This is a genomic window from Pseudomonas leptonychotis (assembly GCF_004920405.1).
Classification (GTDB): Bacteria; Pseudomonadota; Gammaproteobacteria; order Pseudomonadales; family Pseudomonadaceae; genus Aquipseudomonas; species Aquipseudomonas leptonychotis.
The window spans coordinates 591,123-616,701 of the sequence record NZ_RFLV01000002.1 but is presented as its reverse complement, the minus strand read 5'-3'; the positions used below and the strand labels follow the sequence as shown (position 1 = coordinate 616,701).

At 54.2% G+C, this 25,579-nt stretch carries 25 protein-coding genes, 1 tRNA gene and 2 pseudogenes; 18 read left to right on the top strand and 10 right to left on the bottom strand.

Annotated features, from left to right (window positions below; genetic code table 11):
* Positions 1-9: 9 nt before the first annotated feature.
* On the bottom strand, positions 10-567 hold the full coding sequence (locus D8779_RS13450) for a glycine cleavage system transcriptional repressor (protein ID WP_136664984.1): 558 nt from the start codon (positions 565-567) through the stop codon (positions 10-12).
* Positions 568-793: 226 nt separating this feature from the next.
* On the opposite strand from D8779_RS13450, the gene dapA reads away from it, so the two are divergent.
* From dapA to D8779_RS13425, 5 genes are all read left to right on the top strand, one after another.
* Complete coding sequence (gene dapA, locus D8779_RS13445) at positions 794-1,672, top strand: 4-hydroxy-tetrahydrodipicolinate synthase (protein WP_136664983.1); 879 nt, start codon at positions 794-796, stop codon at positions 1,670-1,672.
* A gap of 17 nt (positions 1,673-1,689) precedes the next feature.
* Positions 1,690-2,808 carry an outer membrane protein assembly factor BamC gene (gene bamC / locus D8779_RS13440; protein ID WP_136664982.1) on the top strand — a complete coding sequence of 373 codons (1,119 nt, stop codon included), beginning with the start codon at positions 1,690-1,692 and terminating at the stop codon, positions 2,806-2,808.
* Positions 2,809-2,895: 87 nt separating this feature from the next.
* The gene (locus D8779_RS13435; RefSeq protein ID WP_136664981.1) at positions 2,896-3,765 is read left to right on the top strand and encodes a phosphoribosylaminoimidazolesuccinocarboxamide synthase; all 870 of its coding nucleotides are present in this window, start codon (positions 2,896-2,898) and stop codon (positions 3,763-3,765) included.
* A 196-nt stretch (positions 3,766-3,961) separates the two neighbouring features.
* Positions 3,962-4,051 (top strand) — tRNA-Ser (locus D8779_RS13430).
* A gap of 114 nt (positions 4,052-4,165) precedes the next feature.
* Positions 4,166-4,558 carry a hypothetical protein gene (locus D8779_RS13425; RefSeq protein WP_136664980.1) on the top strand — a complete coding sequence of 131 codons (393 nt, stop codon included), beginning with the start codon at positions 4,166-4,168 and terminating at the stop codon, positions 4,556-4,558.
* Between the two features lie 12 nt (positions 4,559-4,570).
* On the opposite strand, the gene D8779_RS13420 is transcribed toward D8779_RS13425, so the two are convergent.
* From D8779_RS13420 to D8779_RS13410, 3 genes are all read right to left on the bottom strand, one after another.
* Positions 4,571-5,581 carry a phage integrase gene (locus tag D8779_RS13420; RefSeq protein WP_136664979.1) on the bottom strand — a complete coding sequence of 337 codons (1,011 nt, stop codon included), beginning with the start codon at positions 5,579-5,581 and terminating at the stop codon, positions 4,571-4,573.
* Between the two features lie 104 nt (positions 5,582-5,685).
* Entirely contained in the window at positions 5,686-6,762 is a 1,077-nt protein-coding gene (locus D8779_RS13415; RefSeq protein WP_136664978.1) for a hypothetical protein, read from the bottom strand.
* Positions 6,763-6,779: 17 nt separating this feature from the next.
* Positions 6,780-7,268 carry a hypothetical protein gene (locus D8779_RS13410; RefSeq protein WP_136664977.1) on the bottom strand — a complete coding sequence of 163 codons (489 nt, stop codon included), beginning with the start codon at positions 7,266-7,268 and terminating at the stop codon, positions 6,780-6,782.
* A 471-nt stretch (positions 7,269-7,739) separates the two neighbouring features.
* On the opposite strand from D8779_RS13410, the gene D8779_RS13405 reads away from it, so the two are divergent.
* On the top strand, positions 7,740-8,711 hold the full coding sequence (locus tag D8779_RS13405; protein WP_338109869.1) for a hypothetical protein: 972 nt from the start codon (positions 7,740-7,742) through the stop codon (positions 8,709-8,711).
* Here D8779_RS13405 and D8779_RS13400 read toward each other — a convergent pair.
* Complete coding sequence (locus tag D8779_RS13400; protein ID WP_136664976.1) at positions 8,700-9,695, bottom strand: hypothetical protein; 996 nt, start codon at positions 9,693-9,695, stop codon at positions 8,700-8,702. The two genes, D8779_RS13405 and D8779_RS13400, sit on opposite strands and share 12 nt — an antisense overlap.
* Positions 9,692-10,504, bottom strand: coding sequence for a hypothetical protein (locus D8779_RS13395; protein ID WP_136664975.1), 813 nt, complete (start codon positions 10,502-10,504; stop codon positions 9,692-9,694). Before D8779_RS13395 ends, D8779_RS13400 begins: the two co-directional genes overlap by 4 nt.
* Positions 10,505-10,906: 402 nt before the next feature.
* Between D8779_RS13395 and D8779_RS13390 the strand changes: the two genes are divergently transcribed.
* A complete protein-coding gene (locus D8779_RS13390) occupies positions 10,907-11,440 on the top strand; it encodes a DUF4124 domain-containing protein (RefSeq protein WP_136664974.1) in 534 nt (177 codons plus the stop codon).
* Here the strand turns inward: D8779_RS13390 and D8779_RS20940 are convergent.
* Positions 11,437-11,793 (bottom strand): annotated as a pseudogene (locus D8779_RS20940) (tyrosine-type recombinase/integrase); the annotation flags it as partial. The gene D8779_RS13390 and the pseudogene D8779_RS20940 sit on opposite strands and share 4 nt — an antisense overlap.
* A gap of 196 nt (positions 11,794-11,989) precedes the next feature.
* Between D8779_RS20940 and D8779_RS13380 the strand changes: the two are divergent.
* The 9 genes and pseudogenes from D8779_RS13380 to D8779_RS13340 form a co-directional block, all read left to right on the top strand.
* On the top strand, positions 11,990-13,216 hold the full coding sequence (locus D8779_RS13380; RefSeq protein WP_136664972.1) for a dicarboxylate/amino acid:cation symporter: 1,227 nt from the start codon (positions 11,990-11,992) through the stop codon (positions 13,214-13,216).
* A gap of 314 nt (positions 13,217-13,530) precedes the next feature.
* Positions 13,531-14,910, top strand: coding sequence for a GntP family permease (locus D8779_RS13375; RefSeq protein WP_136664971.1), 1,380 nt, complete (start codon positions 13,531-13,533; stop codon positions 14,908-14,910).
* A gap of 208 nt (positions 14,911-15,118) precedes the next feature.
* The gene (locus D8779_RS13370; protein ID WP_136664970.1) at positions 15,119-15,835 is read left to right on the top strand and encodes an AzlC family ABC transporter permease; all 717 of its coding nucleotides are present in this window, start codon (positions 15,119-15,121) and stop codon (positions 15,833-15,835) included.
* Entirely contained in the window at positions 15,825-16,133 is a 309-nt protein-coding gene (locus tag D8779_RS13365; RefSeq protein WP_136664969.1) for an AzlD family protein, read from the top strand. The genes D8779_RS13370 and D8779_RS13365 overlap by 11 nt, the downstream gene beginning before the upstream one ends.
* Positions 16,134-16,268: 135 nt before the next feature.
* Positions 16,269-17,237: a glycine betaine ABC transporter substrate-binding protein OsmF gene (gene osmF / locus D8779_RS13360; RefSeq protein WP_276605885.1), complete on the top strand. Its 969-nt coding sequence runs from the start codon at positions 16,269-16,271 to the stop codon at positions 17,235-17,237.
* A gap of 356 nt (positions 17,238-17,593) precedes the next feature.
* On the top strand, positions 17,594-18,472 hold the full coding sequence (locus D8779_RS13355) for an ABC transporter permease (protein WP_205895819.1): 879 nt from the start codon (positions 17,594-17,596) through the stop codon (positions 18,470-18,472).
* On the top strand, positions 18,469-19,455 hold the full coding sequence (locus tag D8779_RS13350; RefSeq protein ID WP_136664967.1) for an ABC transporter ATP-binding protein: 987 nt from the start codon (positions 18,469-18,471) through the stop codon (positions 19,453-19,455). Before D8779_RS13355 ends, D8779_RS13350 begins: the two co-directional genes overlap by 4 nt.
* Positions 19,448-20,191 (top strand): ABC transporter permease, encoded by a 744-nt coding sequence (locus tag D8779_RS13345; protein WP_136664966.1) that lies wholly within the window; start codon positions 19,448-19,450, stop codon positions 20,189-20,191. Before D8779_RS13350 ends, D8779_RS13345 begins: the two co-directional genes overlap by 8 nt.
* Before the next feature lie 30 nt (positions 20,192-20,221).
* A pseudogene (locus D8779_RS13340) lies at positions 20,222-20,518 on the top strand (transposase); the annotation flags it as partial.
* A gap of 44 nt (positions 20,519-20,562) precedes the next feature.
* Here D8779_RS13340 and D8779_RS13335 read toward each other — a convergent pair.
* Positions 20,563-21,099, bottom strand: a complete 537-nt coding sequence (locus D8779_RS13335; RefSeq protein WP_136665164.1) for a DUF3087 domain-containing protein — start codon at positions 21,097-21,099, stop codon at positions 20,563-20,565.
* Between the two features lie 167 nt (positions 21,100-21,266).
* Between D8779_RS13335 and D8779_RS13330 the strand changes: the two genes are divergently transcribed.
* Together D8779_RS13330 and D8779_RS13325 are read left to right on the top strand one after the other, a co-directional pair.
* A complete protein-coding gene (locus D8779_RS13330; RefSeq protein WP_136664965.1) occupies positions 21,267-21,839 on the top strand; it encodes a COG3904 family protein in 573 nt (190 codons plus the stop codon).
* A gap of 419 nt (positions 21,840-22,258) precedes the next feature.
* The gene (locus D8779_RS13325) at positions 22,259-22,990 is read left to right on the top strand and encodes a S1 family peptidase (RefSeq protein WP_240789732.1); all 732 of its coding nucleotides are present in this window, start codon (positions 22,259-22,261) and stop codon (positions 22,988-22,990) included.
* On the opposite strand, the gene D8779_RS13320 is transcribed toward D8779_RS13325, so the two are convergent.
* Complete coding sequence (locus D8779_RS13320) at positions 22,987-24,555, bottom strand: SulP family inorganic anion transporter (RefSeq protein ID WP_136664964.1); 1,569 nt, start codon at positions 24,553-24,555, stop codon at positions 22,987-22,989. The genes D8779_RS13325 and D8779_RS13320 overlap by 4 nt on opposite strands.
* A gap of 81 nt (positions 24,556-24,636) precedes the next feature.
* Positions 24,637-25,560 (bottom strand): choline ABC transporter substrate-binding protein, encoded by a 924-nt coding sequence (choX, locus tag D8779_RS13315; protein ID WP_136664963.1) that lies wholly within the window; start codon positions 25,558-25,560, stop codon positions 24,637-24,639.
* Positions 25,561-25,579 lie beyond the last annotated feature (19 nt).

Here is a 25,579-nt window from a genome sequence, read left to right as displayed (position 1 = left end):
ACGTGCTCCTTACGGGGTCTGTGGGCGCCAAGGTTCAATCAGGGCATCCAAGTTCAGCGCATCGGCAAAGTCGAGAAACTGATCGCGCAACCAACTGATCTGCGTGCCGGCCGGCAGGGTGACGGTCAGCGTGGCATTGAGCATGGTGCCGCCGGTCTGCGGAGCCAGGTAGGTGTCGCAGGTAAGGTTTTCCAGTTCGACGTGATGGTCAATAAAAAACTGACACAGCTCATTGAGAATATCCGGGCGATAGACCGAGCTGACATAGGCCACATAAGGCAGCGCTTGTGGGCGGATGTCTGACGCGGCGCTACGAATCAGATTGACCGAGAAGCTGTGCTTCTTCGCCAAGGCAGGCAGGGTCGCTTCCAGGCGCGCCAGGGCATCCCAGCTGCCGGATATCTGCAATACCAACGCACTGTACTCACCATGCCGGCTCAGACGAGTGCTGACCACGGCGCAACGGTTTTCATGGCTGGTACGGCAGAGCACGTTGGTCAGCTCCATGGCGTTAGGGCCGAGGGCGCTGATAAGCAGAAATTGTTCGCGAACTGGGGGGGTGGACATGCAGCCTTCCTAAAACAGTAAACGATCAGCCCGAGTACGCAGGGCTGATCAAAGCCCGAAGGGTAGCGAAAAGCACCGCTCAGGGGAATGCCGGAAGGCTGGTCGGTGAGGAATCTGCTGTGTTTAGCCAATAAAGATTGTATACGCGTTGCCGAGGTACTTTGCTTGTGCAAGGCAGGTGGCCCCAGTACCATTACCGCTCTCTTTTTCCGGCAGGAGCGGTTGCATGATTGCGGGCAGTATGGTGGCACTGGTTACGCCCATGGATGCACAAGGTGGTCTTGATTGGGACAGCCTGAGCAAACTGGTGGATTTCCACCTGCAAGAGGGCACCAACGCCATCGTCGCGGTCGGCACAACCGGCGAGTCGGCGACCCTTGAGGTGCCTGAACACATCGAAGTCATTCGTCGAATTGTCGCTCAAGTGGCTGGCCGCATCCCGGTGATTGCCGGTACCGGCGGTAACTCCACTCGTGAATCGGTCGAGTTGACCCGCGCGGCCAAGGACGTTGGTGCCGACGCCTGTCTGCTGGTCACGCCGTATTACAACAAGCCGACCCAAGAAGGCCTGTACCTACACTTCCGCCACATCGCCGAATCGGTGGCCATTCCGCAGATTCTCTACAACGTGCCGGGCCGTACGGTCTGCGACATGCTGCCGGAAACCGTCGAACGTCTGGCCAAGATCGACAACATCATTGGTATCAAAGAAGCCACGGGTGACCTGCAACGCGGCCAGGAAGTACTGGACCGTGTGAGCAAGGACTTCCTCGTCTATTCAGGTGATGATGCCACTGCTGTCGAGCTGATGCTGATGGGTGGCAAAGGCAATATTTCAGTCACCGCTAACGTCGCACCGCGCGCGATGAGCGATCTGTGCGCCGCCGCTATGCGTGGTGAAACAGCCATCGCTCGTGCCATCAACGATCGTTTGATGCCGCTGCACAAAGCGCTGTTTATCGAATCTAACCCGATTCCGGTGAAATGGGCTCTGCATGAAATGGGTTTGATGCCGGACGGTATTCGTCTGCCACTGACCTGGCTCAGCCCACGTTGTCATGACCCGCTGCGTCAGGCCCTGCGCCAGTCCGGCGTATTGGTTTAATTGAGGAATTACGACGCATGAAGCGAATCACCGGACTCTCTGCACTGGCCCTGATCATTGCCGGTACCAGTGGCTGTGGCTGGATTTATGGCGAAAACGGTTATTTCCGTGACCGTGGCAGTGACTACCTCGAAGCCCGTCAGACGGCTACGATGCAGCTGCCGCCTAATGTCGACGCCAAGCGCATCGACCCGCTGCTGCCCGTACCTCAGCAAGTGGCGACCACTACAGATAAAGACGAATACATCGTGCCACGCCCGCAGGCGCTAGCACTAGCGGGTGATGCCAGCGAGTTCAGCTTGCAGAAGAGTGGCGAGTCGCGTTGGGTTGTGGCACAGCGTGTGCCGGCTGAAGTTTGGCCTGTGGCGCGTCAATTCTTTGCTGATAACGGCTTTCAAATTGCCGAAGAGCGTCCGCAAACGGGTGAATTCAGCACTACTTGGCAGCGTTTTGATGCCCTGTCTGATTCCATGGCACGTCGTCTGAGCAGCCGCGTATCTGGTGTCTCTCCGGATGCTGAAACCCGTGTGCGGGTGCGCATTGAGCCAGGCGTGCAGCGTAATACCAGTGAAATCTTTGTGGTTAGCGCCGAGCGTCCCGCCGGTAGCACGGCCGATGTAGCGTTCACCAACCGCAGCAGCAACCCTAGCTTGGACGCTGCATTGCTGGATGAAATGCTCGTGACCCTGGCGCGCAGCGCCGAGCAGGGTGGCTCTGTATCACTCTTGGCCGCGCGTGATTACGATGCACCTAACCGCGTCAGCTTGTCTGAAGACGGTAACGGTAACCCAGTGCTGAGTCTGGGGGCTGACTTCGACCGTGCCTGGTCTGGCGTTGGTCGCTCCTTGGAAATGGCTGATGTGCGCATTGATGACATCAACCGCAGCCTGGGTGTGTATTACATTAACTTGGCCGAGCGGGCGCAAAAGCCGGATGACCAGCCAGGCTTCTTCGGCAAGGTGTTTGGTAGCCAAGCGAGCAAAGAAGAAATTGACGCCCGCGCCGAGCGTTATCAGGTGCGTTTGACGACCGTTGGCGAAAGTGTGCAGGTCACCGTGGAAAAAGACCTCAACACCAATGCCCCAGCCGATTTGGCGCGCAAGGTGCTGGACCTGATCCAGGAAAACCTTGGCTGATAGCAGGCAGCTGCTGCAACGGCATTACCAATAGGCGAAACCCGGTGGGTTTCGCCTGTTTTGTTTACCAAAGGCGGAAATTCCGACATGAGCACAGCCACCACCCTGAGCCTGAAGAAAATCTATTCGGGCAAAGTCCGTGATCTTTACGAGATCGACGACAAACGCATGTTGATGGTCGCCACCGACCGCCTGTCTGCGTTCGACGTGATCCTTGCCGAGCCTATTCCGGAGAAGGGCAAGATCCTCACCTCTATCTCCAACTTTTGGTTCGACAAACTGGCGCATCTGGTACCCAACCACTTTACTGGCGACAAAGTCGAAGACATCGTCCCGGCCGCCGAGCTGCCGCTGGTGGAAGGCCGCGCAGTGGTGGCCAAGCGTCTTAAGCCGGTCGCGGTGGAAGCCATCGTACGTGGCTATATTGTCGGCTCCGGCTGGAAGGAATATCAAAAGAGCGGCACCGTCTGCGGTATCCAGTTGCCAGCGGGCCTAAAAGAGGCGGCCAAATTGCCGCAGCCGATCTTCACCCCTTCGACCAAAGCCGCCGTGGGCGACCACGACGAGAACATCAGTTTCGAGCAATGCGAAGCGATCATCGGCGCAGAGCTGGCGGCCAAAGTGCGCGACACCGCCATTGCCCTATACAGCGCAGCGGTTGAATACGCAGCCACACGCGGCATCATCATCGCCGACACCAAGTTCGAATTCGGCCTGGACGACGATGGCACCCTGACCCTGATGGACGAAGCCCTGACCCCAGATTCAAGCCGCTTCTGGCCGGCGGACAGTTATGAAGAAGGTAAGAATCCGCCGAGCTTCGACAAGCAGTTCGTACGAGACTGGCTGGAGTCCACCGGCTGGAATAAAGAGCCGCCAGCCCCAGCGGTGCCAGCTGATGTGGCGCAGAAAACAGCCGATAAATACCGTGAAGCTTTGACTCGACTGACTGTCTAAGCATGGCTTGTTAAGCGTTTCCATTACACAAAAAGGGGCACTGCGATGTCCTTTTTATGGGTGATGATTCAGCCTGTTGTCACCTTGGCTTGGCTCCTGCACATGGATTTTGATCGCAAGCACCTGAAAGCATGCGAAAAAAATCGAAACTGGGTTTTGCCAAACGCACCACAACTGCTATCATGCGCGCCGCCACGGGAAGATGCCGGAGTGGCCGAACGGGACGGATTCGAAATCCGTTGTGTTAGCGATAGCACCTAGGGTTCAAATCCCTATCTTCCCGCCATATTGCAGTACCTAAACCCCTGATTTTCCTAGTGAAGTCAGGGGTTTTTCGTTTCTGGCATTCGGTCACTGTCGAAAAAGTGTCGAAGCCACTCAACATTGTTAGGGGAAAGGGATGATCCTGAAGCTATTCAAACCCAGCTGGCGAAAAGTGCTGGTTACCGTCTGCCTTTACGGGATGGTTGGTCTTAGCAGTGATTTAGATAAGGTTGCCCGCAAGGTTGCCCGTGAGGAGCTGGCAGCAACTGTTTTAGGCCAACGCTTTAAGGAAGATATTGAGCGCATCTATAAAGAGGTGCGCTGTGAAGCTAACGAACAGGTTGCGCAGGCTCGTGTGCAGCTTATGGACGAAATGAGAGAGCAAGATCTAGCGGACACGCTTGAGTTTAAAGCCTCGTTTATCTCCGGGCTGATCACGACCACATTGCTTGTTTTCTGCTACCTGCTCGCATGCATAGCGTGCACTGGCGCAGTGATTCGCTTGCGAGAGAAGCCCGAATCCATATAGGTCTTGCTGCTACTAAGCGCTTGCAGCCATTGCTATCTCGACTCCCGTTACAGGCCCAAGCCTGACCGCATCCTGCAGGTGATCCGGCGATAAGTGTGCGTAGCGCATCGTCATGGCCAGCGACGTGTGGCCGAGGATCTTCTGCAGCGTAAGGATGTTTCCGCCGTTCATGATGAAGTGCGATGCAAAGGTATGGCGCAGCACGTGTGATGACTGCCCGGCAGGCAGTACCAGGCCTGATGCCTTCAACGTCTTATCGAAGCTGTTAAGGCAGTTGGAAAACAGCCCGTGAGCGGTAAAGTGCGCGTTTAGTTGCTGTTCCAGCTCTGCGCTTATCGGGATGGACCGAGCACGCTTTGATTTGGTGTTCACAAAGGTCACTGCGCCATTGCGTACCCGCTGCGGCACCAAGCCCTGAGCCTCGCTCCAGCGTGAACCGGTTGCCAGGCATATCAGCGCCACCATATGCACATGCGGCGTTTTACAGCGCGTCCTGATGGTTTCAAACAGCGTGGTGATCTGCTCATCATTCAGATACGTCAGTTCACGCTCCTGCAGCTTGAGTGGCTTAACGCGTATGAGCGGATTTGGGTAGTCGATCTCGCCTTGCTGCAGCAGCTCGTTGAATACAGCACGCAGATAACCCGGGCGGTTATTCAGCGTCTTGCCATTGGCACCGCCGGCCAACTGCTGCGCCCGGTACTCGGTGTAGTGATGGGCACTGAAAATGATCGCCACCGGATCTCCGAGATCCGCCACCAGCTGCACTAACAGCTTTCTACGGTTCTCACCGTCCGCCAGCGCATGCCCATGCAGCAATGCCCAACGCGCCACCAGCTTGCTAAGCCGGCGTTTATCCTTCGGCTTTAGATTCCAGTCCGGGTTCTGCGCCAAGCGCTCCCGCACCATCGCCTCAAACCGCACAGCTTCCGCTTTGGTCTTAAACCGCCGCCGAAAGCGCTTGCCCTTCACTGGCTCCACGTCAGCGAACCAGCGCCCGTCTTCTTGTTTTACGATGCTCATAAAAAAGCCCTCTAGTTAGATAGAAGGCTTTTAGTCGACAACGCTTAATCAGAAAAGCGGCTTAGAACACCCATTGCACACGCCTGCACACTCGTAGAAATTATCTACTTGTTTTTAGCTTCGTCGCTCTTTGAATTCTTCCGTACTATCGCTCGAATATACTTATTCTGAATCTGAAAACGGTACGTTCCACCGGCTTTAGACTCAACCCTAGCAAGAGTGTAATCACCCATGCTCCATATAATATATGCGTCAGTCAATTCGCATTTGTCATTTATTTCAATTGGAAAATTTTTGATTTCGCAAAAGTCTTTAGTAAGCATAAGGCTAGTGGCTGTATAGTTCCCTAGGCTAAGCATGTTAACAAACTTACTTGGGAAACTTGTTAAAACTCCACCGTAGAAAAGTATCACGAAAGAGAAAGCTACACATGCGTAAAGCAAGTAGCGAATGCCTCCAAGGACAGCAATGCATGATACTGAAATAACTAGAGAAACGAATAAAGTTCCGATTATAACTGTTGCTAACTGGGCGAACTCTCCGTCAATGTTGAGTATTGATTCTTTAGTGGCCAGGAAAATAGTTATTATCGAGAAATTTGACATGAATGTTGCGACGGCTAATGTAAAGAATAAAGCAAATACACTACTAGCTTGAAACTCTAGCTTATAGCTAGAGATGGCACAAAATATTAAGCTTATAAACAAAGGCGTGGTGAGAAATATTGGTGTGTAGTGATCATGGAACCGATAGGCTGCCAGCCAATTTAAAAGCCCGCAAAGTAATACTGGGTAGAATATAAATATTCTGTAGACGAAAAACATCTGAGCTTTGTCTTCGCTTTCGTCTGGTTTTATAAAATGTAGCTTAAGCTTTTTTTGGGTTTTTTCATGAGAGAGCAAGATGCTTTTGTATATATATCCTGGCACTGCCAAAGCTAAGGCGATTGAAAGAATTAAGAGCACACCTATTACAAAGGCAAATATCAATAGAGAGCTAAACTGCAAGATGTCAAAGCTTGGATAGAATCCTTGCTTTACAAAATACGAAAGAAATATAGAAAGCCCTATAACGGGCGGAGCTATTGTTAAAATCTCTTTAAGATGCTTTAGGGCAAAAGACTCGAATTTGGATATTGCTTTATCAATCGCGTCTTCTTCAATCTTTGTATTGTTGCTCAAGTTTTCTTCCTTGAAATTTATTCGCAGTATTTTTGAATGCTTTCTTGTGATTTTTCCGTAGGCGCAGTGGTGTGTTGCTGCATCCAGAATCGGCATTGTGGGCTGGTTATGCGTTGTTCTTTTGCGGTTTGAGCCTGGGCTTCGGCTTGATCGCGTTGGCGTTTGGCTTGGTTCTGGTTGAACTGCTCAAACATCTGCGCGCTTGCGTCAACCTGGGGGCGTGCGGGAGTGGTTTGGAAGACTTCGCCCATCTGCCGGAGTGCAGAGTTAACCTGGCGGATCTGTTGCTCTTCGTAGACCTTGTAGATCAGGGCGCAGGTGATGAGGATTGCCATAAAGCCCAGCCATAACCCGACAGCAATGCTGCCTACCAGCATCCATGGGTTAACGGTGATGAAAAGTTCGCGGCGTCTCAGTCTGTATGGCATGGGGCTTCCTTGGTGCTTGCTGTCCTTGGCTTTGCCGGAGCTTACCGCATAAGCACGACTGCCCCAACGTACCTGCACACGAGAAAGGCAGGATCCTGTGGTGAACGTCCACCCAACCAGCCAGGCGCTTTTGGGCGCATGCGCGAGGTACGAGCGCAGCGCCACAAGCGCCTGGCCAGACGACCCTGTAGCACGTCTTTAAACAATCCCTTTGACAGCACACAACAGCACAGACGGACATAGAAGAATGAAACCAGCACGCGATCTGATCCGGATTCACTTCGACGAAACCGGCAACTTCAATGAATCACCTACTGGTCGCTATTTCCTGGACCAAGGTAACGGTGCTTTTATCGACATGACCCGAATTAACATCCTCGGTTGTCATGTCGATGCGGTTCGTCAGCTTTATCGAGGCGTATCCGTCCGGAGATCTTCGCGCTGTTCGAAGGTACGGATCGGGTTAACTTTGCTGGTAAGCAATGGGCACCAGGTAGGGTAGGGCGAGACGCGGGTTATCAGTACAAACTTCAGAATGCGGATCTAGGCTTGATCTTGCTTATCAAAAACTACAACGTCAAAGCCGACTCACCAGGCCCACACCTCAAGATCGAAGTCAGCCCCCACCTGATCGAGCAGCACTCACCGAAACAGCTACAACAGATCCTCGATGAGTTGGCAGGCCAGGTACTGGCTGCACTTGAAATAACCCAGTGTGTTGTTCACTTGGCAGTCGATTTCCAAGGCTGGACGCCACCTGCAGACCTCGTGCCTCGTATGCGCTGCAAGTCCCGTAACGTCCGCGAGTTCGACGGCATAGGCAGCATCATCTTTGATGAAATGGCCGCAAGCTACAGTCGTCGGCAGTCCTTCCTGTTTGGCTCTGCAGCAGCCTTACAGTGCGCGATTTACAACAAAACTAAGCAAGCCAAAGCCGTTGATAAGCTCGACTATTGGGAAAACCGCTGGCGTGATGGTGACAACCCCTTCGAGGATGAAATCGGCAACTATGACCCGAAACTTGATGTATACCGGGTTGAGTTTCGCTTCCATCACTCCGTTGTCGAGCAGTTCGCCCAGGGTTCCCATAACAGCAGTGGTGAGATCCTCAACTCATGCAACTACGCAGAGTTAGCAACCCCCCTGCAGGGCCTTTATGCCTACGGTCTAGATACCTTCAAGCTTCTGCATCGTGTTGCCTACACAGATCCGCTGTGGACCATCCTACGCAGCGAAACTCGTTTTCTAGCCCCTGTTGATCGCTTCGTTTATCGCCGCTACTACAAAACGGCCAGGGGTTTCTCGGGAAAGAACATCGAGCTGGAGCTAGGCAGCGCCATCACGCTCTTTGCCCGTAATCGCATGGACTTTGCGTCCTGCTGGGCAGCCCCCAAGTCGTTGCCAGTGTTCCACCTCGTAGAAGAGTACTACCGCGAGAAAGGCAGACCACAGACCTGGCTCAAGAAGCACTTGGCGAAAAAGCTAGAAGAGCGCTATGTGCGTTATGGTTTAAGGGGATGACGCTACTTTAGCGTTAGAATCCATCTTAAAAATACTCTCGAGTTCAGGTTTGGCTCTTGCCCATTCTTTTTTGTGTTTTATTAGAGATAAGAATTTTGCGGTGGCCACCTTTGCGGCATCTATAGATTTCTTGTTTTTAGATAAAGCTGCATCACTTCGGCAGTGCTCGTCTTCTCCTAAGTATTGATAGAACTCAACTATATCACCAATCCCGCCCACTCTTTTTACATGACTTGCAGAGAAGCTATCTTGAATTATATGTGCAATGGACCCTGCGGCGATATATTGGATGGCTGTTTCTCCGTCAGGCAGGCTCCTGTATTTCCTTTTCATGTCAAATACGTCTACTACTTGGCATTCCTTTGTTCCGGATTCTTTGCTGTTTATACCGCATCCTACATTGCCGAAGTATTTGTCAAAATAGGTTTCTTTTCTTGTTGTATTTATCGGTATATCTCCGATAGCTACTTTATAAGTGTTTTCTATCCATAGCATTAATTCGTTATACGTTTCTTCGTTGCTGCTTAGTTTTCCATTGGAGTTAGAGCGCATTGCATGCAGGAAGGAAAGATCTCCATAGTGGCTGCGATGAGTTAAATTGGTTTTTCTCGACATGCCTTTCAGTATTGTGACAAAGTATGTGATTTCTAATCCTCCCCCTCGTAGCAGATGTTCAGGATCATCATTCCACTGTGCTCCAGAGAGTAAGGGGTAGTATTCTGATTTTCCACGCAACACTGTGCCGTTAATTTGAAAGGCATCGCGAGTTATAACTTCATGGACAGGCTGGTTATCTCCTCTCCGATAATAACCGTAATACTCTTGACAGGATTTATTTCCTGCTGAGTCATAGTCTAAATACCACGTGTTTGCATTTTTGAATTCCTGATTTAATGGTAAGTCTCTAGGTTTTATTTCAAAAGCGTTTGCGCTGGTAGCGATTGCCACTAACACAATGATATAAAATCCCTTTTCCATAATCATTGACTCTCAAGGGCTTTGACTGTGCCGGATAGTGACTTGAATCGTTCTTCCGCTTCGGTGCATGCGAGAGCGTTTCTATCCTCATCGCACTGAACCTCTATTTCCGCGGATAGTGATGTGAGATTACTTTTAAGCCTGCTAAGTTTTCGTGAGTCGCTTTCTTGGCTGCCTTCGTCAAGCGCTAGCCTTAAACCATCCATAAATGAACATGAGTAATGGAATTTATAAAAATCATTCAGCGCGCGGCTTGTTGGATATTGTTTCACGTTTTGACTGTCTAACTTTGTATTGATTTCTTCTGCTTTGGTTTCTCTGAGTTCAACGATTTTTTTATCGATTGAGCTAACTAGTGCTTGCTTATATATGGTCTCATTGCCAAGTGAGCGCTCCGCGTTTGAAAATAGCGCTAAGGCGGATAGAATACTTTTCCCTGTTTGGGCCGTAGCAACTGTGGCTGCACCTGCAAATATGTTAGTGAATGTTCCGGTTGTTACGTTGAAGCTTGCATCGTTTCCATATATTGAGCGGCGGTGCTCTGTGCAAAGATTTTCAGAAGCCAATGCGAGAGAGGATATAGCGTTGTTTCTTTCTGCAGTGCAAGTGGCTTCGCTTCCTGTGGCTACTGGGTTTTTCATGCAAGCGGCGGTTATTATGTTTTCGTTAATTAAGGCTTTTTTTATGTCCGAGTAAGGCTTTAAGGTTTCTGAAGTTATTTCTTTGTTTGAATAACCTGAATAAAGATCTTTTTTTGTGAACATTCCGCATCCAGATAGGAATGCGGCAATAAGTAAAAGTGAACTTCTCAGCATGTCTAACTTCCTTGTATATAGGGTTTGTGATGATTTTTGTGCCATGGCTGTGCCACTACAGCTGTCAGCATAGACTGTCGAAAAAAAGTCGCAAATATTGTGTTACTTAGTGAGATATTGTGCGGATGGGGCGAGCTAAGCTATTGATATTGCTGGTAGTGTGCTTTTGTGTGCAGTTCAGCGTAGGATTGAAATCCCTATCTTTCCGCCATATAGCTGTATTTAAGCCCCTGATTTCCTAGTGAAGTCAGGGGTTTTTGGTTTCTGGTATTTGGGCACTGTCGATAGTGGGACAAGGCAAACTCTCTGCCTGATATTGAATACGCAAACGACCTATAGGATGCTTTGCCGCTGGGTATCGAGCCTCTAGATTGTGCCGACTTATCATAAAAGGACTTACGAATGTTCTGTCGCAAGCTGCTTCCTCTCTTGCTTCTGTGCACTGCAACGACAGCGCAAGCTCAGATCTACAAATGGGTTGATGAGAGCGGTCAAAAACACTTCAGCACCCAGCCCCCAGTTGCCCAGCCGAATGTCGAGCCGGTAAAGATCAACCAAGGCTATGTTGGTGACGATCTCCCAATAGCGGAGACGGAGGCTGAGCCTTCAGAAAGCAAACCTACCGCCTCAGCTAAGGTCTCTAAAAAAGAAATGTGCGGCAGCGCAATGCGTTGGACTGCTATCGATATCGATAACCTGAAGGACATTGCAAGAGAGAAGAAGCAATCCGGAAAGGCATCAGCAGCTGAGTATGACAAAGGCATAAAAAGTTTAGATACCGTCAACAAGCAGATAACCATGCAAGACTGCATTACAAGCTCAGGCGAAGATCAGAAAAATTATGAGTGCCTTTCTAAAGGTGCCGGTATTTTGGTCTGTTCAGGCCTAATGGCAGAAGCGTTTAAAGAGGCGTCTAAGCGCGCGCAAAAACCCTAAGCGCTCGGCCACTGCCTGAAGAATTGTTCAAAGTCAGCAATAGGTCCAAAGCGCAAAGCATCCTGCAAATGATCCGGCGTCAAGTGTGCATAGCGCATCGTCATAGCCAGCGATGTGTGGCCTAGGATTTTCTGCAAGGTCAGTATGTTTCCTCCGTTCATCACGAAACGACTGGAGAGCGTATGCAGTAGCACGTGGAATGACTGGCCAGCAGGAACAGGTATTTTTGATGCGCCTAGGGTCTTATCGAAGCTGTTGAGGCAGTTGCTGAACAAGCCGTTCCGCTTAAAGTGGTCTTGAATTCGAGTTTCTAGCATGGCGTCTATCGGAGCGGCCCGAACGATTCGATTTTTAATGCCTGGTCGAGGTTTTTGCATCAACTCGATAATCGTGTTGCACTCAGCCCCTGCAACCATCGACTTGTGCTGAGCCAGTCAGTGCGAAGAAGGGCGCTCGCCCACCTACTTCACGCTTTCTCTGCACACAGTTGTGATGAACCATCACGAGGTGAGCCTGTTTACTGCTCACATCCAATTCAGAATAGAAGTCATGCACGCATTGTTTAAAACGTATACCGAGTCGTCTCTGATACTCCGTATCACCCTCGCGCTGATATTGGGTGTCGCCGTGGGGCTGTTTGCTGGGCAAGAAGTCGTTGACTGGTTTGCTCCCTTTGGCGAGCTTCTCTTGAGGTTGCTGAAGTTTCTGATCGTCCCCATTGTTCTGTTTACCCTGATCGTAGGTGTAAACCAGGGCGATGCAGGAGGAGTAGGGCGTCTGGGCAGGAAAACCATTGTCTGGTATCTGCTGACAACCGCCATAGCCATGATTGTAGGCATCGCCGTAGCATCAGTACTGTCTCCGGGCACCGGTATGCAGGTTGCGAACGAGGCTACGGTTGATGTGAATAGTCAGGCAAGCATCGTTCAGGTCCTGCTGAGCATCGTTCCGGACAATCTTTTTGCCGCCTTTGTTCAGATGAACATGCTGGGCATTATCTTTACTGCCGTGACCTTTGGCCTTGCTTTGCTAAAGCTGCGTGAGTCCCCGGTTCATGGCGATGCCGCCAGGCAGGTGTTGAAGGTTGTCGAGGGGCTCAACGCCGCAACCATGATGATCATGCGCGGCGTACTGCATTACTTGCCTATAGGCATATTCGCTATCGTAGCCGGTACTGTGGCAAAGCAAGGAACCGCTACGATTACATCCTTGGCCGGCATGGTAATGGTGCTGTATATCGCCTTGTTCGTGCATGCAGGTCTCTATTGCTTGGCCATGCTTGTTTCGGGCGTCAAAGTCGGCAACTTTATTCGGTATGCAAGGACCCCCATCGTTACAGCCTTCGCCACTCAGAGTAGTTCGGGCACATTGCCGATTACCATGAACGCTGCCAGTAACATGGGGCTTTCTCACCGAGCGTATAGCTTCATTTTGCCTCTCGGTGCCACGATCAACATGGATGGGGCGGCAATCAGGATCGCGATCTCGGCCGTCTTTGCGGCCAACGTGATGGGTGTGCCGCTCGACCTGATGCAGATGGTACAAATCGTAATTGTGGGGACTTTGGCCACCATAGGTACTGCTGGTGTGCCAGGTGCCGGAATCATCATGATTGCCACTGTATTCGCACAGGTGGGCTTGCCGATCGAGACAGTTGCCTTGCTCGCCGCGATCGATTCGCTGGTTGGCATGGGCGCGACAGCCTTGAATGTGACCGGTGACTTGGTGGGGGCTGCGATCATTAGTCGCAATGAAAAAGACGAAGCCATTGAGTAAATGTCCAGCGGACAAAATGAGCTGAGCGTCCACGTTTCAGCTCAGGCTTCAATGCTTAGCGTCTGTTCAGAAGAGCAATCAGGTGTGCATGCGCGTCTTCAATCAATGCCTGCTTGTGTCCGTGGGTTAATAGGTTTGGCGCCTTGCCAGCTATTGTTTTTCTGCTGCCTATACGACTCATACACTGAAGCGCGGTAGAGCCAGAAAGAAACCCTATAGTCCTACCTTTTGCGCTATCCCTGCTCTATAAACGCACTGTATTACCTCGCTACTAGGGTGAGGCTATGGCCATAGAACAATAAGGGTAGGCAATTATGTTGGGTAATTTAGGGTTGTTTGTAGGGCTAGCATTACTAATCTGGATGGCTCTGCGCGGAATCAATATTTTAATTGCCGCGCTGGCTTGTTCGCTGGTGATTGCGCTAACCAACGACCTTGAGATACCCAAAACGCTACTTGAGTATTTTCCCTTTGGGCCGCTGGGGGCGTTCTCTTTCGCGGGTAAATTTTTCGTATTGTTTCTCTGTGGTGCGATCTTCGGCAAGGTGATGGCCGCGAGTCAGGCCGCCAGCAGCATTGCTCAGGCAATTACCCGTACCTTGGGTATTCGGCGCACGTTGTGGGTGACGGTTGCGGTCTGTGCCTTGCTGACCTATGGCGGCGTAGTCGTGTTTGTGGTGATTTTCACCATGTATCCACTGGGCATTACCCTCATGCGTGAGGCTAATTTACCTAAACGGCTGTTCTGCGCCGCGGCTGCACTCGGTTCAGGTACGTTCACCATGACCGCATTACCTGGCTCGCCGTCGATTCACAACGTAATCGCCTCCAATGCCCTCGGTACTGATCTTTTTGCCGGTGCCGGGATTGGACTGCTGGCCAGCGTGGTGATGATCAGCCTCGGCATGTTGTATATGCAGCGCGAGTGGCGCATTGCTCAGGCCCGCGGCGAAGGGTTTGAGGTTAATGCTCAGGACTTGCGTATGGAGCAAATGGCTGGCGAGCCCGGTGCTGGCCCGCATTGGGGCATGGCGCTGCTACCGATTGTTGTCGTGTTAGGGGTCATCATGCTGCCGCGCTTGCTGCTGAGCAGTGGCTTGGTCGCGAGCGAAGGCATGTTCAGTCAGATGCTGAGCTTCAGCCAGAGCCAGCCGATCATCTGGCCGAGCTTGGCTTTGGTTATCGCGACGCTAGTGGCCATTCTGTTGTTCCCGGCATTACGGCGTAACACCTTCACGCTGCTTGGGCAGGGTGCTGACGACTCGATTATGCCGCTGCTCAATACCGCTGCCGTTATCGGTTTTGGCAGCGTAGTTACGCAAACGACAGGTTTCAGTCAGTTCGTTAACTGGGTACTGTCGGTGGACTTACCGCCACTACTGTCGATTGTCGCTTCGGTCAGTGTGGTTTCCGGGATTGTGGGTTCATCCTCCGGCGGTCTGCAGATCTTTATGCAAACTCTGGCACCTAAGTACCTGGATATGGGGGTGGAGCCTGAAGTCCTCCACCGTATCGCTAACATTGCCGCCGGCGGCCTGGACTCACTGCCGCATTGCGGCGCAGTGATTGCCATGTTGATGATCATGGGCCTTAACCATAAGCAGGCCTACAAAGACATCTTCGTCGTGACGGTGCTTATTCCGGTTATCGCCGTACTTGTGTGTATCGGCGTGTTGGGTCTGATGCCAAGTTGAAAATGGAGTTATGCCTGACACAGTAAACACATTAGAGCGCCTCGTTCGCTGAGGAAACGGAGAATGTGTGTTTATAAACTCACGGCTGTTTTAATCAGTGGCGTTTCATCTATATGTAAACTCCACTCAGAGAGCCTGCCTCAGTAACCGCTAACCAGCCACGGCGACCTCTCCATTTCAGTATTTCCAAGGAGTAGAGAGGTGCGGCATGTCAGATGTTAATACGAGCTTGCATGAATTCAATCGCCAGGCGGTATGGGCGGGTTTCAAGCAGCTCGTGCCTATCTCGGTATTTGTCATCGTATTCGGGGCGGCTTTCGGACTGGCAGCTGTGCAGACCGGCTTGGATAACAGCGTGATTATGGCGATGAGCACGCTGGTTTTTGCGGGTGCCTCACAGTTCGCAGCATTGGAGTTGTGGGGGAGGGAGGTCCCAATCCTCACGCTTGTGATTACGGTGTTTGCCATTAATGCCCGGCATTTATTGATGGGGGCAACGCTCTACCCGTGGCTACGTAATTTACCGCCGGCAACTCGCTATGGTGTGATGCTCGTAGCTTCAGACGCCAATTGGGCGATGTCTTTACAAGCCTTTAGTCGCGAGCAACCGGGTATCGGTATTTTGTTTGGCGGCGGCTTGGCCCTTTGGTCATTCTGGATAGCAGGAACCTGGCTGGGCATCTGTTTTGGCGGGTTTATCAGTGACCCTAAGAGTCTAGGGCTGGATATGGTGATGGGGTGTTTCCTGTTAGCCATGGTGGCGGGAGGGGAAAAGAGCCTGCGTCTATTGATGATTTGGGTCGTGGCAGCCTGTGCATCCTTACTGGCCTATTGGTACTTGCCGGATAACACGCATGTGGTTGTAGGTGCATTGGCCGGCGGCGTGGCAGGTGTATTTTGCACGGAGAGCAAACTTGAACATTGAAACCACAGGCTATGGTGCGCTGATTGTTGTCTTGGTCATGGCTGTGGTGACGCTGGCCACTCGTTGGGGTGGCGTTTATGTGATGTCCTTTGTGCCCATTGGCTACCGTGTAAAACAGTTCATCGGCGCTATGTCCGGTTCCGTGCTGGTTGCCCTTTTAGCCCCGATGGCACTTGAGGGCGATAACGGTGCTCGACTGGCGTTATTCACCACTGGTGCAACCATGTTGATAGTGAAAAAACCGTTGCCAGCGATCGCTGCCGGCATACTGGCAGCGGCACTATTTAGGCAATTGTGATTTGGTTATGGCATGTACTCAGAGGCTGTCAGCAGAGGTGAAGCGAGCGTCTGTAGAGGCGAAGTGCGGTGCTCTGTAAACAGTCCACTACTGGGTGTGCGTCTACGCAGCGGTTGGTTGCAGGTGGGTTTTCGTTTGAAAGGCAGTTATTGTCATTTTTTTGCTTACAGGAGTCTCACCATGACACTCATGCAGCGTAGGGTCGCGCTACTTTTGGCTGGCTTACTCACCGTGGGCAGCGTGTTCGCTCAGTCATCGCCTGCTGTGCGCGTGGGCTCCAAAATCGACACCGAGGGTAAATTGCTCGGCAACATGATTGTGCTAGTGCTGGAGGCCAACGGCATCAAAACCGAAAATAAGTCGGGGCTAGGCAACACCAAGGTGATGCGCGGCGCCCTGACTGCCGGTGAGATTGACCTGTACCCCGAATACACGGGCAACGGCGCCTTCATTTTTGCTGAAGAGTCCAACCCCGCTTGGAAAGACGCTGAGGCTGGCTACGAGCGCGTGAAGGCGTTGGACTTCGAGCAGAACAGAATTGTTTGGTTAACACCGTCACCTGCAAACAACACTTGGGCGATTGCCATTCGTAAAGATGTGGCGACGCCTAATCAACTAAAAACGTTGGATGACCTAAGCCAGTGGCTGGGCAAAGGCGGGCAGTTCAAGCTGGCTGCATCGGCAGAGTTTGTGGAGCGTTCGGATGCGCTACCCGCGTTCCAAACGGCTTATAACTTCACCCTCAAACCTGAGCAATTGCTTACGTTGGCTGGTGGCGACACCGCGGTGACGATTCGTGCTGCCGGCGAAAAGACCTCTGGGGTCAATGCTGCTATGGCTTATGGCACAGATGGCGCTCTTGCTGCATTGGGGTTGGTGATTCTGGATGACCCCAAAGGTGTGCAGCCTATTTATGCACCCACGCCGATTGTTCGAGAAGCGGTTCTCAAGCAACACCCTGCGATCGCAGAGACGCTGGCGCCTGTATTCAAATTGCTCGATGGCCCTACCTTGCAAGGCCTGAACGCCAAGATTCAACTCGAAGGCCAAGACGCGAAGAAAGTGGCGTCTGACTTCCTCAAGTCTAATGGGCTGCTGAAGTAGCCCGGTGGTGAGGGTGCGTTGGGTGGCCAACTAAGGTGGTTGAGCTCCTGAACTCAGTGGGTCAGCCTCGCTGGCGGGCAGCACAAGCGGCGCTCTCGTTGATGGCTGTGGGCGCGTTGTTGTGCTTGCCACTGGTACGTGTGGCGCCCAATCGGCTGGTATCGGGTGAAGCGGTTTCTTTCTTTACGTTGCTCCAAGGCCCTGTATGGGTGTTGGCTGTCTTGCTGATCGGGCTATTTCTGCTCTCACTAGCACCGTCTCGACGTGCTTTCTTGTGCGCCAGTGTGGTTGCAGCTGCTGTTCTTAGTGTGGGCCTCGGTGTGCTAGCTGCTCGCCACGCTATTCAGGTGGTGCAAGTGGACACGCCGTTTGCTCGCACAGCACTGGGCAGCGGCTTGTGGCTGGCCTGGCTGTTGATGGGGTTGGTGCTGGCCGATGCCTTGCAAGCATTGCGCGCTCGCACGCTGGCTCGCTTGGGTGTGGCCGCTGCAGTGTTAATACCATTGGCACTATTGCTCGCCAGCGGTGGCGCCGATGAGTTATCGATCATGAAGGAATATGCCAACCGCAGCGAAGAGTACTGGCGTGCTGTTGTACGCCATTGTCAGATCGTGGCGCTGGCGCTGTTCTTCACGCTGGTCATTGGCCTGCCACTCGGCTGGGTCGCTCATCGTTATCTGCGGGCCGGACGCGCGATGTTTCCGCTGCTGAATATCATTCAAACCATTCCCTCTATTGCACTGTTTGGCCTGCTGATGGCGCCGCTGGCGTGGCTAGCCGCGAGTTGGCCGACGCTGGGTCGCGCCGGAATCAGTGGGGTAGGCCTCGCGCCGGGTGTGTTGGCGCTCACGCTGTACTGCCTGCTGCCGGTAGTGCGTGGCACGTTGGCTGGGCTGGCGCAGGTGCCGTCGGCAGTGACGCAGGCGGCGCAAGGCTTGGGCTTTTCGCCAGGGCAGTTATTTTGGCAGGCACAGGTACCTTTAGCCCTGCCTGTGGTGTTGGGCGGCGTACGCACAGCGAGCATCCAGGCGGTAGGCTTGGCCGCAGTGACGGCTCTTATTGGTGCGGGTGGCTTGGGCAGCCTGATGTTTGAAGGTTTATTCAGCAGCGCTCAAGATCTGGTGTTGCTGGGGGTGGTGCCTATTGTTGTGTTGGGTGCGCTGGTCGATGGTGTATTCAAGCTGCTGATCAGGCTTGCCCGTTCGGCCACACCCTCTCTGGAGTTGGCGCAGTGATCGAATTTAAAAACGTTTCAAAGACCTATGGCCATACACCTGACGCGCCTAAAGCGCTGGACGATGTAAGTCTGTCTATTGGTCGCGGTGAGCTGGTGGTGCTGATTGGTGCCTCAGGGTCGGGTAAATCGACTTTGCTGAAAATGATTAACCGCATGGAACAGCCTGATACCGGCACCCTGCTGTTGGATGGGCAAGATATGGCGCGCATGCCGGTACGTGAGCTGCGCTTACGCATGGGTTATGTGATTCAGTCGGTGGGGCTGTTCCCGCACTGGACGGTGGCGCGCAATATTGGCGTGGTGCCGACGATGCTCGGCTGGTCGCGCGAACGTATTACTGCGCGAGTAGCCGAGTTACTGAGCCTGTTTGACTTGGACCCTGCCGCCTATGGGCCGCGTTACCCACACCAGTTGTCGGGTGGGCAGCAGCAGCGTGTAGGTGTGGCCCGCGCCTTGGCGGGTGACCCCGATGTGCTGCTTATGGATGAACCCTTCGGTGCGCTGGACCCGCTGATTCGCGCAGCGCTGCAAGATGAGGTGAAGCGGATTCATCAAGCGTCCGGCAAGACCATTGTCATGGTGACGCATGATATTGATGAGGCGCTTCGGCTGGGCACACAAATTGTGTTGCTAGAGCAGGGCCGTATCCTCCAGGTTGGCTCACCGCTGGCACTTCTTAGCCAGCCGGCCAGCGAGCGGGTGGCCGATTTTGTCGGGCGCAGCGATCTAGGTATCAAACTATTGTCATTGCAAGGCGTAGGCAGTCTGGCGCGAGTTGGGGCGCCAGAAAACGCCCCCAGCCTGCCCATCAGTGCCACCCTGCGCGAGGCCGTATCGGCCCTGGCACTGCACGGTTGTAACCGTCTTAATCTGCTAGACGTTACGGGCACCCACGCTGGGGTGCTGCACGCGGCCGACCTCTTTAAGCATTCGCACATTGGCACGCAAGAGGGGATCGAAGGCAGCATGCACCATGCTTAAGTTGAGTCATGCATGGCTAGGCGACAAGCTGTTATGGGCCACGTTGCTGTTAGCAGCCTTAGTGGTGAGCTTGCCGCACAGCGAACCGCTCTTCGCCAGCCTGTTCCCTCAGTTGGAGCGCCCGGTATACCTCCAGGAACCTTTTACCCAGTTGCTATGGCAGCACCTGTTGCTGGTGGCGGTGTCGGCTGCGGTTTCTGTTCTGCTGGGCACACTGGCCGGGATCTGGGTAACTCGCCCCAGCGGCCGAGCCTTTCGTCCAACGCTGGAAACGTTGGTGTCCATGGGGCAAACACTGCCGCCGGTGGCGGTGTTGGCGTTGGCTGTACCTGCGGTTGGCTTTGGTGAATTGCCCGCTTTGATCGCGCTGTCACTGTATGGGCTGCTGCCGGTTGTGCAGGGCACAATAACGGGCATACAAGCCGTACCTGGCTCCGCGATGCAGGCGGCCAGCGGCATGGGGCTGTCGCCCTGGCAGCGTCTTTATCAGGTGGAGGGGCCGCTGGCCTTGCCGGTTTGGCTGTCGGGTGTGCGCACCTCGGTGATCATTAATATTGGTACTGCAGCCATTGCCTCGACCGTGGGGGCCAAAACACTGGGCTCGCCCATCATCGTGGGTTTGAGCGGCTTCAATACAGCCTATGTGCTGCAAGGCGCAGTGGTTGTTGGCATGTTGGCCGTGGTAGTGGATATGGGGTTTGAGCGGGTGGCCCGGCGCGTAGACTGGGCACGTTGAGCCATACTTACCATCCAGCTGACTGACTGACTGAAGATTTATATCTAGGGTTATCTCAACCGCTTCCAGTCCAGTGGCCACCCTGAATGAGAGGCTCAGCGTAACGTCGAGTTAATGTGGCTGACTGGGCGCTCGATGCCCGACTTCAAAACCATCGCCAATTTTCGCAAAGACAACGGCAAGGTAATTCGCGCTGTTTGTCTTCAATTTGTGATGCTGTGTCAGCTGGTGGGATTGTTCTCGGAAGCACTGATTGCCATCGACGACAGCAAATTCAAGGCGGCCAGCAATCGGGATCGAAACTTCATCCGCGTTAAGCTCCAGCGGCCTGACTAGAGCTTCGGTTCGCTGCATTGCGGCCTTTAGCCGCATTAATGCGGCAGTGGTTGGAACTTTCTGACGGCTTCAAGCCATGCTGGGGTTAGTCCCGGTTGATTGGTTTCCATGCCCAGCTCTTCCATGCGCTCCCTGTGTCGATTGATCTCTGCGACCACCTCACTGAGGGCGCTGGAGTTACCGTCCAGTTGGTGCATTTGGGTCAGGCCTAGGTGGTAAAAGCGCAACAGCTGCATGGCGGCGGGGTCGCGAGCCGCGACGCCGACTTTGACGTGGTGCATCAGGTTGGTCACGCGCATCAGGCTGCGCTTGAGGCGCCAGCCGTACACGGCGGCGGCCATAAAGGGCTGTGGCCAGAGCAGCCCGCGCACTAGGGCTACGGTCAGTACTAATGCGGCGATAACCCCACCGAGGTTCCAGCGAAAGTTGTCGCCACCTGGCGTGCCGAATAGCAATACGGCGCTGCTCGACAGCAGCATGGCCAGGGCGATAAATACCGCTGCGATGGTCAAGGTGCTGCGCCGGGTTTGCTGGCGGTAGGTTTCAGGATTGAGCTGCTGGATTTCGAACATCGGGGCCACAGGTTTCTCGCTTGATCAGGTGGTAGCGGCGTTGCTCAGGGGGGCGGCAGGCCGGGTTTGCCGAGGCATGTGCTAATCGCTGCAAATTATGCGCGATTGGCCGGCAACAGGTATCTTCCCCATCCGTTGACCGCATCGCTTAAGGATTTACCGGGTTTATGAGGCGTACTCTGTTTCAGGTTGTGATTATCTGCGCTGCGGCGCTGTGTTCGAGCGCCGCGTTGGCCAAGGTCGAGGTGCAGGCCGGGCAGCATAAGCGTCTCGGGCCGATTCTCGTCGCCAAGGTCTCTGAGGATATTGTGCCGGGTGATTACGAGGCGCTGCTCAAGGGTATCAAAGGCAACCCCGGCAAGTATGCGAAGAAAATCGTCATGCTCGATAGCATCGGTGGCAGTGTCAGTGAGGCCATTCGCATGGGGCGCTTGCTGCGTGAGACGGGGTTCGATGCTTTGGTCCCCTCCACTGGTTTATGTCAGGGCAGTTGCGTGTATTTGCTGGCCGCTGGCCATGCTAAAACCGTGCGTGGGCCTGTGGCTATTCATCGACCGTATTATTCGGGCAGTGATTCTGTGCATTCGGCATCAAGCGCCGGCGCGGCCAAGTCCAACCAGGCGGCCTATTTCAAGGAAATGCAGATTCCGCTTGAACTGCTTGAGGCGATCAACAGTACCGATCCGCGGCGCCTGCGTGTGCTGACGCCGACCGAGCTGGCGCGCTATCGGCTCAACTGAGGCCGCTTTGGATAGCATTCGCGTGCCGTCGGTTGAGGCGGTGCCTTTCAACTCGGCAGAGGAACTGTTGGTTGGCGTCCTCGCAGAGCATGCCATCGTCCTGTTGCACCAAGTTGGCCTGTTTCTGTGCGACGTTCTGGGGGGTTTGATCAGCGTATTCAGGGCTAACCGGCTTCAGGCAAATAGGTTGAGGTCAGCAAGTCGCCGGCTCGGACGGTACGCTTGAGGTTATTGAGCTAGCCCGTTTGCACGGTCAGCGCATTGTGGTGCTCAAGTCAGTCTGCCAACGCTAGCGGTGTGTCGATTGGGCAGCCTGCTTACTGCTTACTGCTTTGTCGTGGAAGTGGCGTGGCAATTGCTCAGGTACACGACAGCAGTGGCTGCTCTGGTTTGCCTGCCATCAACTCAAGGACGTCCGAATGTCGATGATTGAACCTGTGCTACTCACCGCGGCACGTGTTTGTACCTTTGCTGGGCAACAGCTGTTGACCAATGCCAGCGGCTTTTACTTCGCCCGTGACGAGCGTCTGTTTCTGGTGACGAGTCGGCATGTGATGATCGATGAAACGAGTCAGCATTTTCCGGATCGTATCGAGATCGAGGTGCACACCGACTTGCATAACGTGGCGCAGACCACCGGCTTCTCTATGCCGTTATACCGCGATGGTAAAAGCCTTTGGCGGCAAGGTTGTGATGGCGCCGGTGAGGTCGATGTTGCCGTGCTGGAGATCGAGCGGGCCGCGCTGCCGTCTGGCATGGTTTACCACGCATTTACCCCTGAGCACCTGCAGCAACCGCAAACCTTGGTTGAAGTCGGCACTTCATTGCTGGTGGTAGGGTTCCCGCTGGGTTTTCACGACACCTTGCACCATATCGCGGTGGTACGGCATGCCGTCGTCGCGTCGTCTTTCGGCTTGCGTTTTCAGGGTCAGGGCTACTTTCTCACCGATGCCCGCACGCACCGTGGCACCAGTGGTGCGCCGGTGGTCATGCGTATACCTGGTTGCGGCAAGGATGGTTTGCCGTGGATGCTGTTGGGCGTGCACTCGGCGCGGCTTGATTTGGGCAGTCGGGACATCGAGGTGGACGAGGCTCTGGGGCTCAACTGCACCTGGTATGCCGATATTCTGCTGACCCTTACCGCCTGCTAGGTGGTGAATTGCACCGGGCAATGCTCCGGGCCTTCCAATTTACGAATTTCATCGATGACCTGCGACCGTGCATGGTGCAACACCAAATGGCGCTGCTGGCTGTGCAGGCGGCGGGCTTCTTGGTGCAGCATGGCGATACCGGCGTAGTCGATAAAGTTGATATGCCGTGCATCGATCATCACCCAGGGTGCGCCGCTGCGTTGTAGGCGTTGCTGCAAGTAGTGACAGGCGCCGAAGAAAATCGAGCCTTCAATGCACAGCCATTCCTGCTCGCCGTCTTGCCACTGGCGCACGCGTGGTTGCGAGGTGCGCTTGAGGTAGACGACCAGCGAGGCCAGCACGCCGGCGTAGATGGCGCTTTGCAGCTCCAGTACCAGGGTCGCCAGCACGGTCAGCAGCATCACTAAAAACTCGCTGCGGTTCACCCGTTGCAGTGTTTTTATCGCGCGCGTATCGAACAGCCCCCAGCAGATCAGCAGAATGCTTGCGGCCATTGCAGGGATCGGCACGTAGGCGAACAGGCGGCTGCCATGCAGGGCAAACAGCGCCACCAGCAAGGCGGCGAATACCCCAGCCATGGGCGAACAGGCGCCGGCTTGCTGGTTGAGCGCCGAGCGGGTGAAGGAGCCGGCCGACAGCGAACCGTTAAACCAGGGCCCGATGATGTTAGACAGGCCTTGGGCGCGAACTTCCTGATTGGCATCGAATGGCTGCTGGGATTTGTCCGCCAGGGCGCGGGCTATCGACAGGCTGGTGACCAGGCCGAGCAAGCCGCAGGCCACCGCGGCGGGCAGCAGTTGCAAGATGTCGCTCAGGTTGAACTCCAGCAGGGCGAAGGGCGGCAGGCTGCCTTCGAAACGGCTGACCAAAGCGATTGCACCGAGCTGTTCAGGCCAGGCCATGACCAGCAGGCTAGCGGCGACAATCCCGATCAGCAGCGCTGGCACGCGCGGCGATAGGCGTTTGCTCAGCAAGCTGATGGCCAGGGTGAATAGCGCCACGGCCAGGGTGCGCCAGTCACTCTCGGCCAGGTGTTCGCCGAGGCTGAGCAGGTTCATCAGCCCAGTGGCCTGACTGGTGGCAGGCAGACCGAGCAGGTTGGGCAATTGGCCGATGCCGATCACCAGCGCTGCGCCAAGGGTGAAACCGAGCACCACCGAATGTGAAACGAAATTCACCAGCGCACCGAAGCGCAGCAGACCGAGCAACCATTGGCAAACCCCCACCAGCAGGGTCAGCAGCAGAATCAGGGCAATAAAATCGTCACTACCGGGCGTTGCCATCGGGCTGACACTGCTCAATAGCACAATCGACATCGCAGCAGTCGGCCCACAAATCAGGTAGCTGGATGAGCCCCACAGGCAGGCAATCAGCACCGGCACGATGGCCGCATACAAGCCGTATTGCGGCGGCAGCCCGGCGATCAGGGCGTAGGCGATGGACTGCGGCAGCGCGAGGATGGCGCCGTTTAGCCCCACCAGTAGGTCTATGCCGAGGCTGCGTTTGTTGCAAGCGGGCAGCCAGCGCAGAAAGGGCAGCAAGCTCTGGAGGCGAGGTAGCGGCATGAGGCGATTTCTTGTGCAGGCGATGGACAAAACCGCTGCAGGGCAGCGGCCCGTCTACTTCAGGGAATCAAACCGGCAGGTTTAAAGCTTGGCGTTTACCGCCGCGAGACCGTCACCGCCGGTGAGGCTGGAAACGCCCTTGAGCCACTCGGCGATCATTGCCGGATTGGCTTGCAACCAGGCCTTGATTGCCTCGTCGTTGCTGGCCTGCTTGCTGAGCACCTGATTCATGATGGCGTTCTCCATCTCTTGGGTGAATGTCAGGTTGCTCAATAGCTTGCCGACGTTCGGGCATTGCGCCGCGTAGCCTTTGCGGGCCAGGGTGTTGACGCTGCCGCTGGCACCGAAATACTTCTCGCCGCCCTTGAGGTAGCGCATGTCGTACTGCACGTTCATCGGGTGCGGCGTCCAGCCGAGGAACACCACAAATTGCTCGCGTTTCACCGCGCGACCAACCTGCACCAGCATGGCTTGCTCGCTGGACTCGACCAAGCTCCAGCTTTTAAGGCCAAATTCGTCGGCATCCATCATTTGCTGAATCGACACATTGGCGGGCGCCCCGGAGCCAATGCCGTAAATCTTGCGGTTGAATTTGTCGGCCTGCTTATTCAGGTCGGCGAAGGTCTTCACCCCGGCCTCATAGACGTAAGTGGGCACTGCCAGGGTGTACTCGGTGCCACTGAGGTTTTCCACCAGTTGTTCGACTTCACCGCTGGTCACGAACTTGTCGTAGTTGCTCTGTTGCGCCGGCATCCAGTTGCCGAGAAATACATCTACCTGACCTTTCTGCAGCCCGGCAAAGATAATCGGCACGGCCAGGGTCTGGATTTGCGCCTTATAACCCAGGCCATCGAGCAGGAAGCTGGCGATACCGTTGGTCACGGCAATATCACTCCAACCCGGATCGCCGAGTTTGACCGTGGCGCAACTGGCGTCTTCGGCGAAGGTGTAGCTGCTAGCGGCCAATAACAGGCCGCCGAGAAGTGCTCTGCGAAGTGTGTGCATGGCAATGTCTCCTTTAATT

What these genes read in the sequence shown, in the direction of transcription:
- dapA (WP_136664983.1), top strand. Translation starts at nt 794, where the DNA reads ATGATTGCGGGCAGTATGGTGGCACTGGTTACGCCCATGGATGCACAA.
- D8779_RS13400 (WP_136664976.1), bottom strand. Translation starts at nt 9,695, where the DNA reads ATGATTATGGAAAAGGGATTTTATATCATTGTGTTAGTGGCAATCGCT.
- D8779_RS13450 (WP_136664984.1), bottom strand. Translation starts at nt 567, where the DNA reads ATGTCCACCCCCCCAGTTCGCGAACAATTTCTGCTTATCAGCGCCCTC.
- D8779_RS13395 (WP_136664975.1), bottom strand. Translation starts at nt 10,504, where the DNA reads ATGCTGAGAAGTTCACTTTTACTTATTGCCGCATTCCTATCTGGATGC.
- D8779_RS13370 (WP_136664970.1), top strand. Translation starts at nt 15,119, where the DNA reads ATGTCAGATGTTAATACGAGCTTGCATGAATTCAATCGCCAGGCGGTA.
- D8779_RS13420 (WP_136664979.1), bottom strand. Translation starts at nt 5,581, where the DNA reads ATGAGCATCGTAAAACAAGAAGACGGGCGCTGGTTCGCTGACGTGGAG.
- D8779_RS13390 (WP_136664974.1), top strand. Translation starts at nt 10,907, where the DNA reads ATGTTCTGTCGCAAGCTGCTTCCTCTCTTGCTTCTGTGCACTGCAACG.
- D8779_RS13330 (WP_136664965.1), top strand. Translation starts at nt 21,267, where the DNA reads ATGAGGCGTACTCTGTTTCAGGTTGTGATTATCTGCGCTGCGGCGCTG.
- D8779_RS13345 (WP_136664966.1), top strand. Translation starts at nt 19,448, where the DNA reads ATGCTTAAGTTGAGTCATGCATGGCTAGGCGACAAGCTGTTATGGGCC.
- D8779_RS13375 (WP_136664971.1), top strand. Translation starts at nt 13,531, where the DNA reads ATGTTGGGTAATTTAGGGTTGTTTGTAGGGCTAGCATTACTAATCTGG.
- D8779_RS13335 (WP_136665164.1), bottom strand. Translation starts at nt 21,099, where the DNA reads ATGTTCGAAATCCAGCAGCTCAATCCTGAAACCTACCGCCAGCAAACC.
- D8779_RS13380 (WP_136664972.1), top strand. Translation starts at nt 11,990, where the DNA reads ATGCACGCATTGTTTAAAACGTATACCGAGTCGTCTCTGATACTCCGT.
- bamC (WP_136664982.1), top strand. Translation starts at nt 1,690, where the DNA reads ATGAAGCGAATCACCGGACTCTCTGCACTGGCCCTGATCATTGCCGGT.
- D8779_RS13320 (WP_136664964.1), bottom strand. Translation starts at nt 24,555, where the DNA reads ATGCCGCTACCTCGCCTCCAGAGCTTGCTGCCCTTTCTGCGCTGGCTG.
- D8779_RS13425 (WP_136664980.1), top strand. Translation starts at nt 4,166, where the DNA reads ATGATCCTGAAGCTATTCAAACCCAGCTGGCGAAAAGTGCTGGTTACC.
- choX (WP_136664963.1), bottom strand. Translation starts at nt 25,560, where the DNA reads ATGCACACACTTCGCAGAGCACTTCTCGGCGGCCTGTTATTGGCCGCT.
- D8779_RS13435 (WP_136664981.1), top strand. Translation starts at nt 2,896, where the DNA reads ATGAGCACAGCCACCACCCTGAGCCTGAAGAAAATCTATTCGGGCAAA.
- D8779_RS13325 (WP_240789732.1), top strand. Translation starts at nt 22,259, where the DNA reads ATGTCGATGATTGAACCTGTGCTACTCACCGCGGCACGTGTTTGTACC.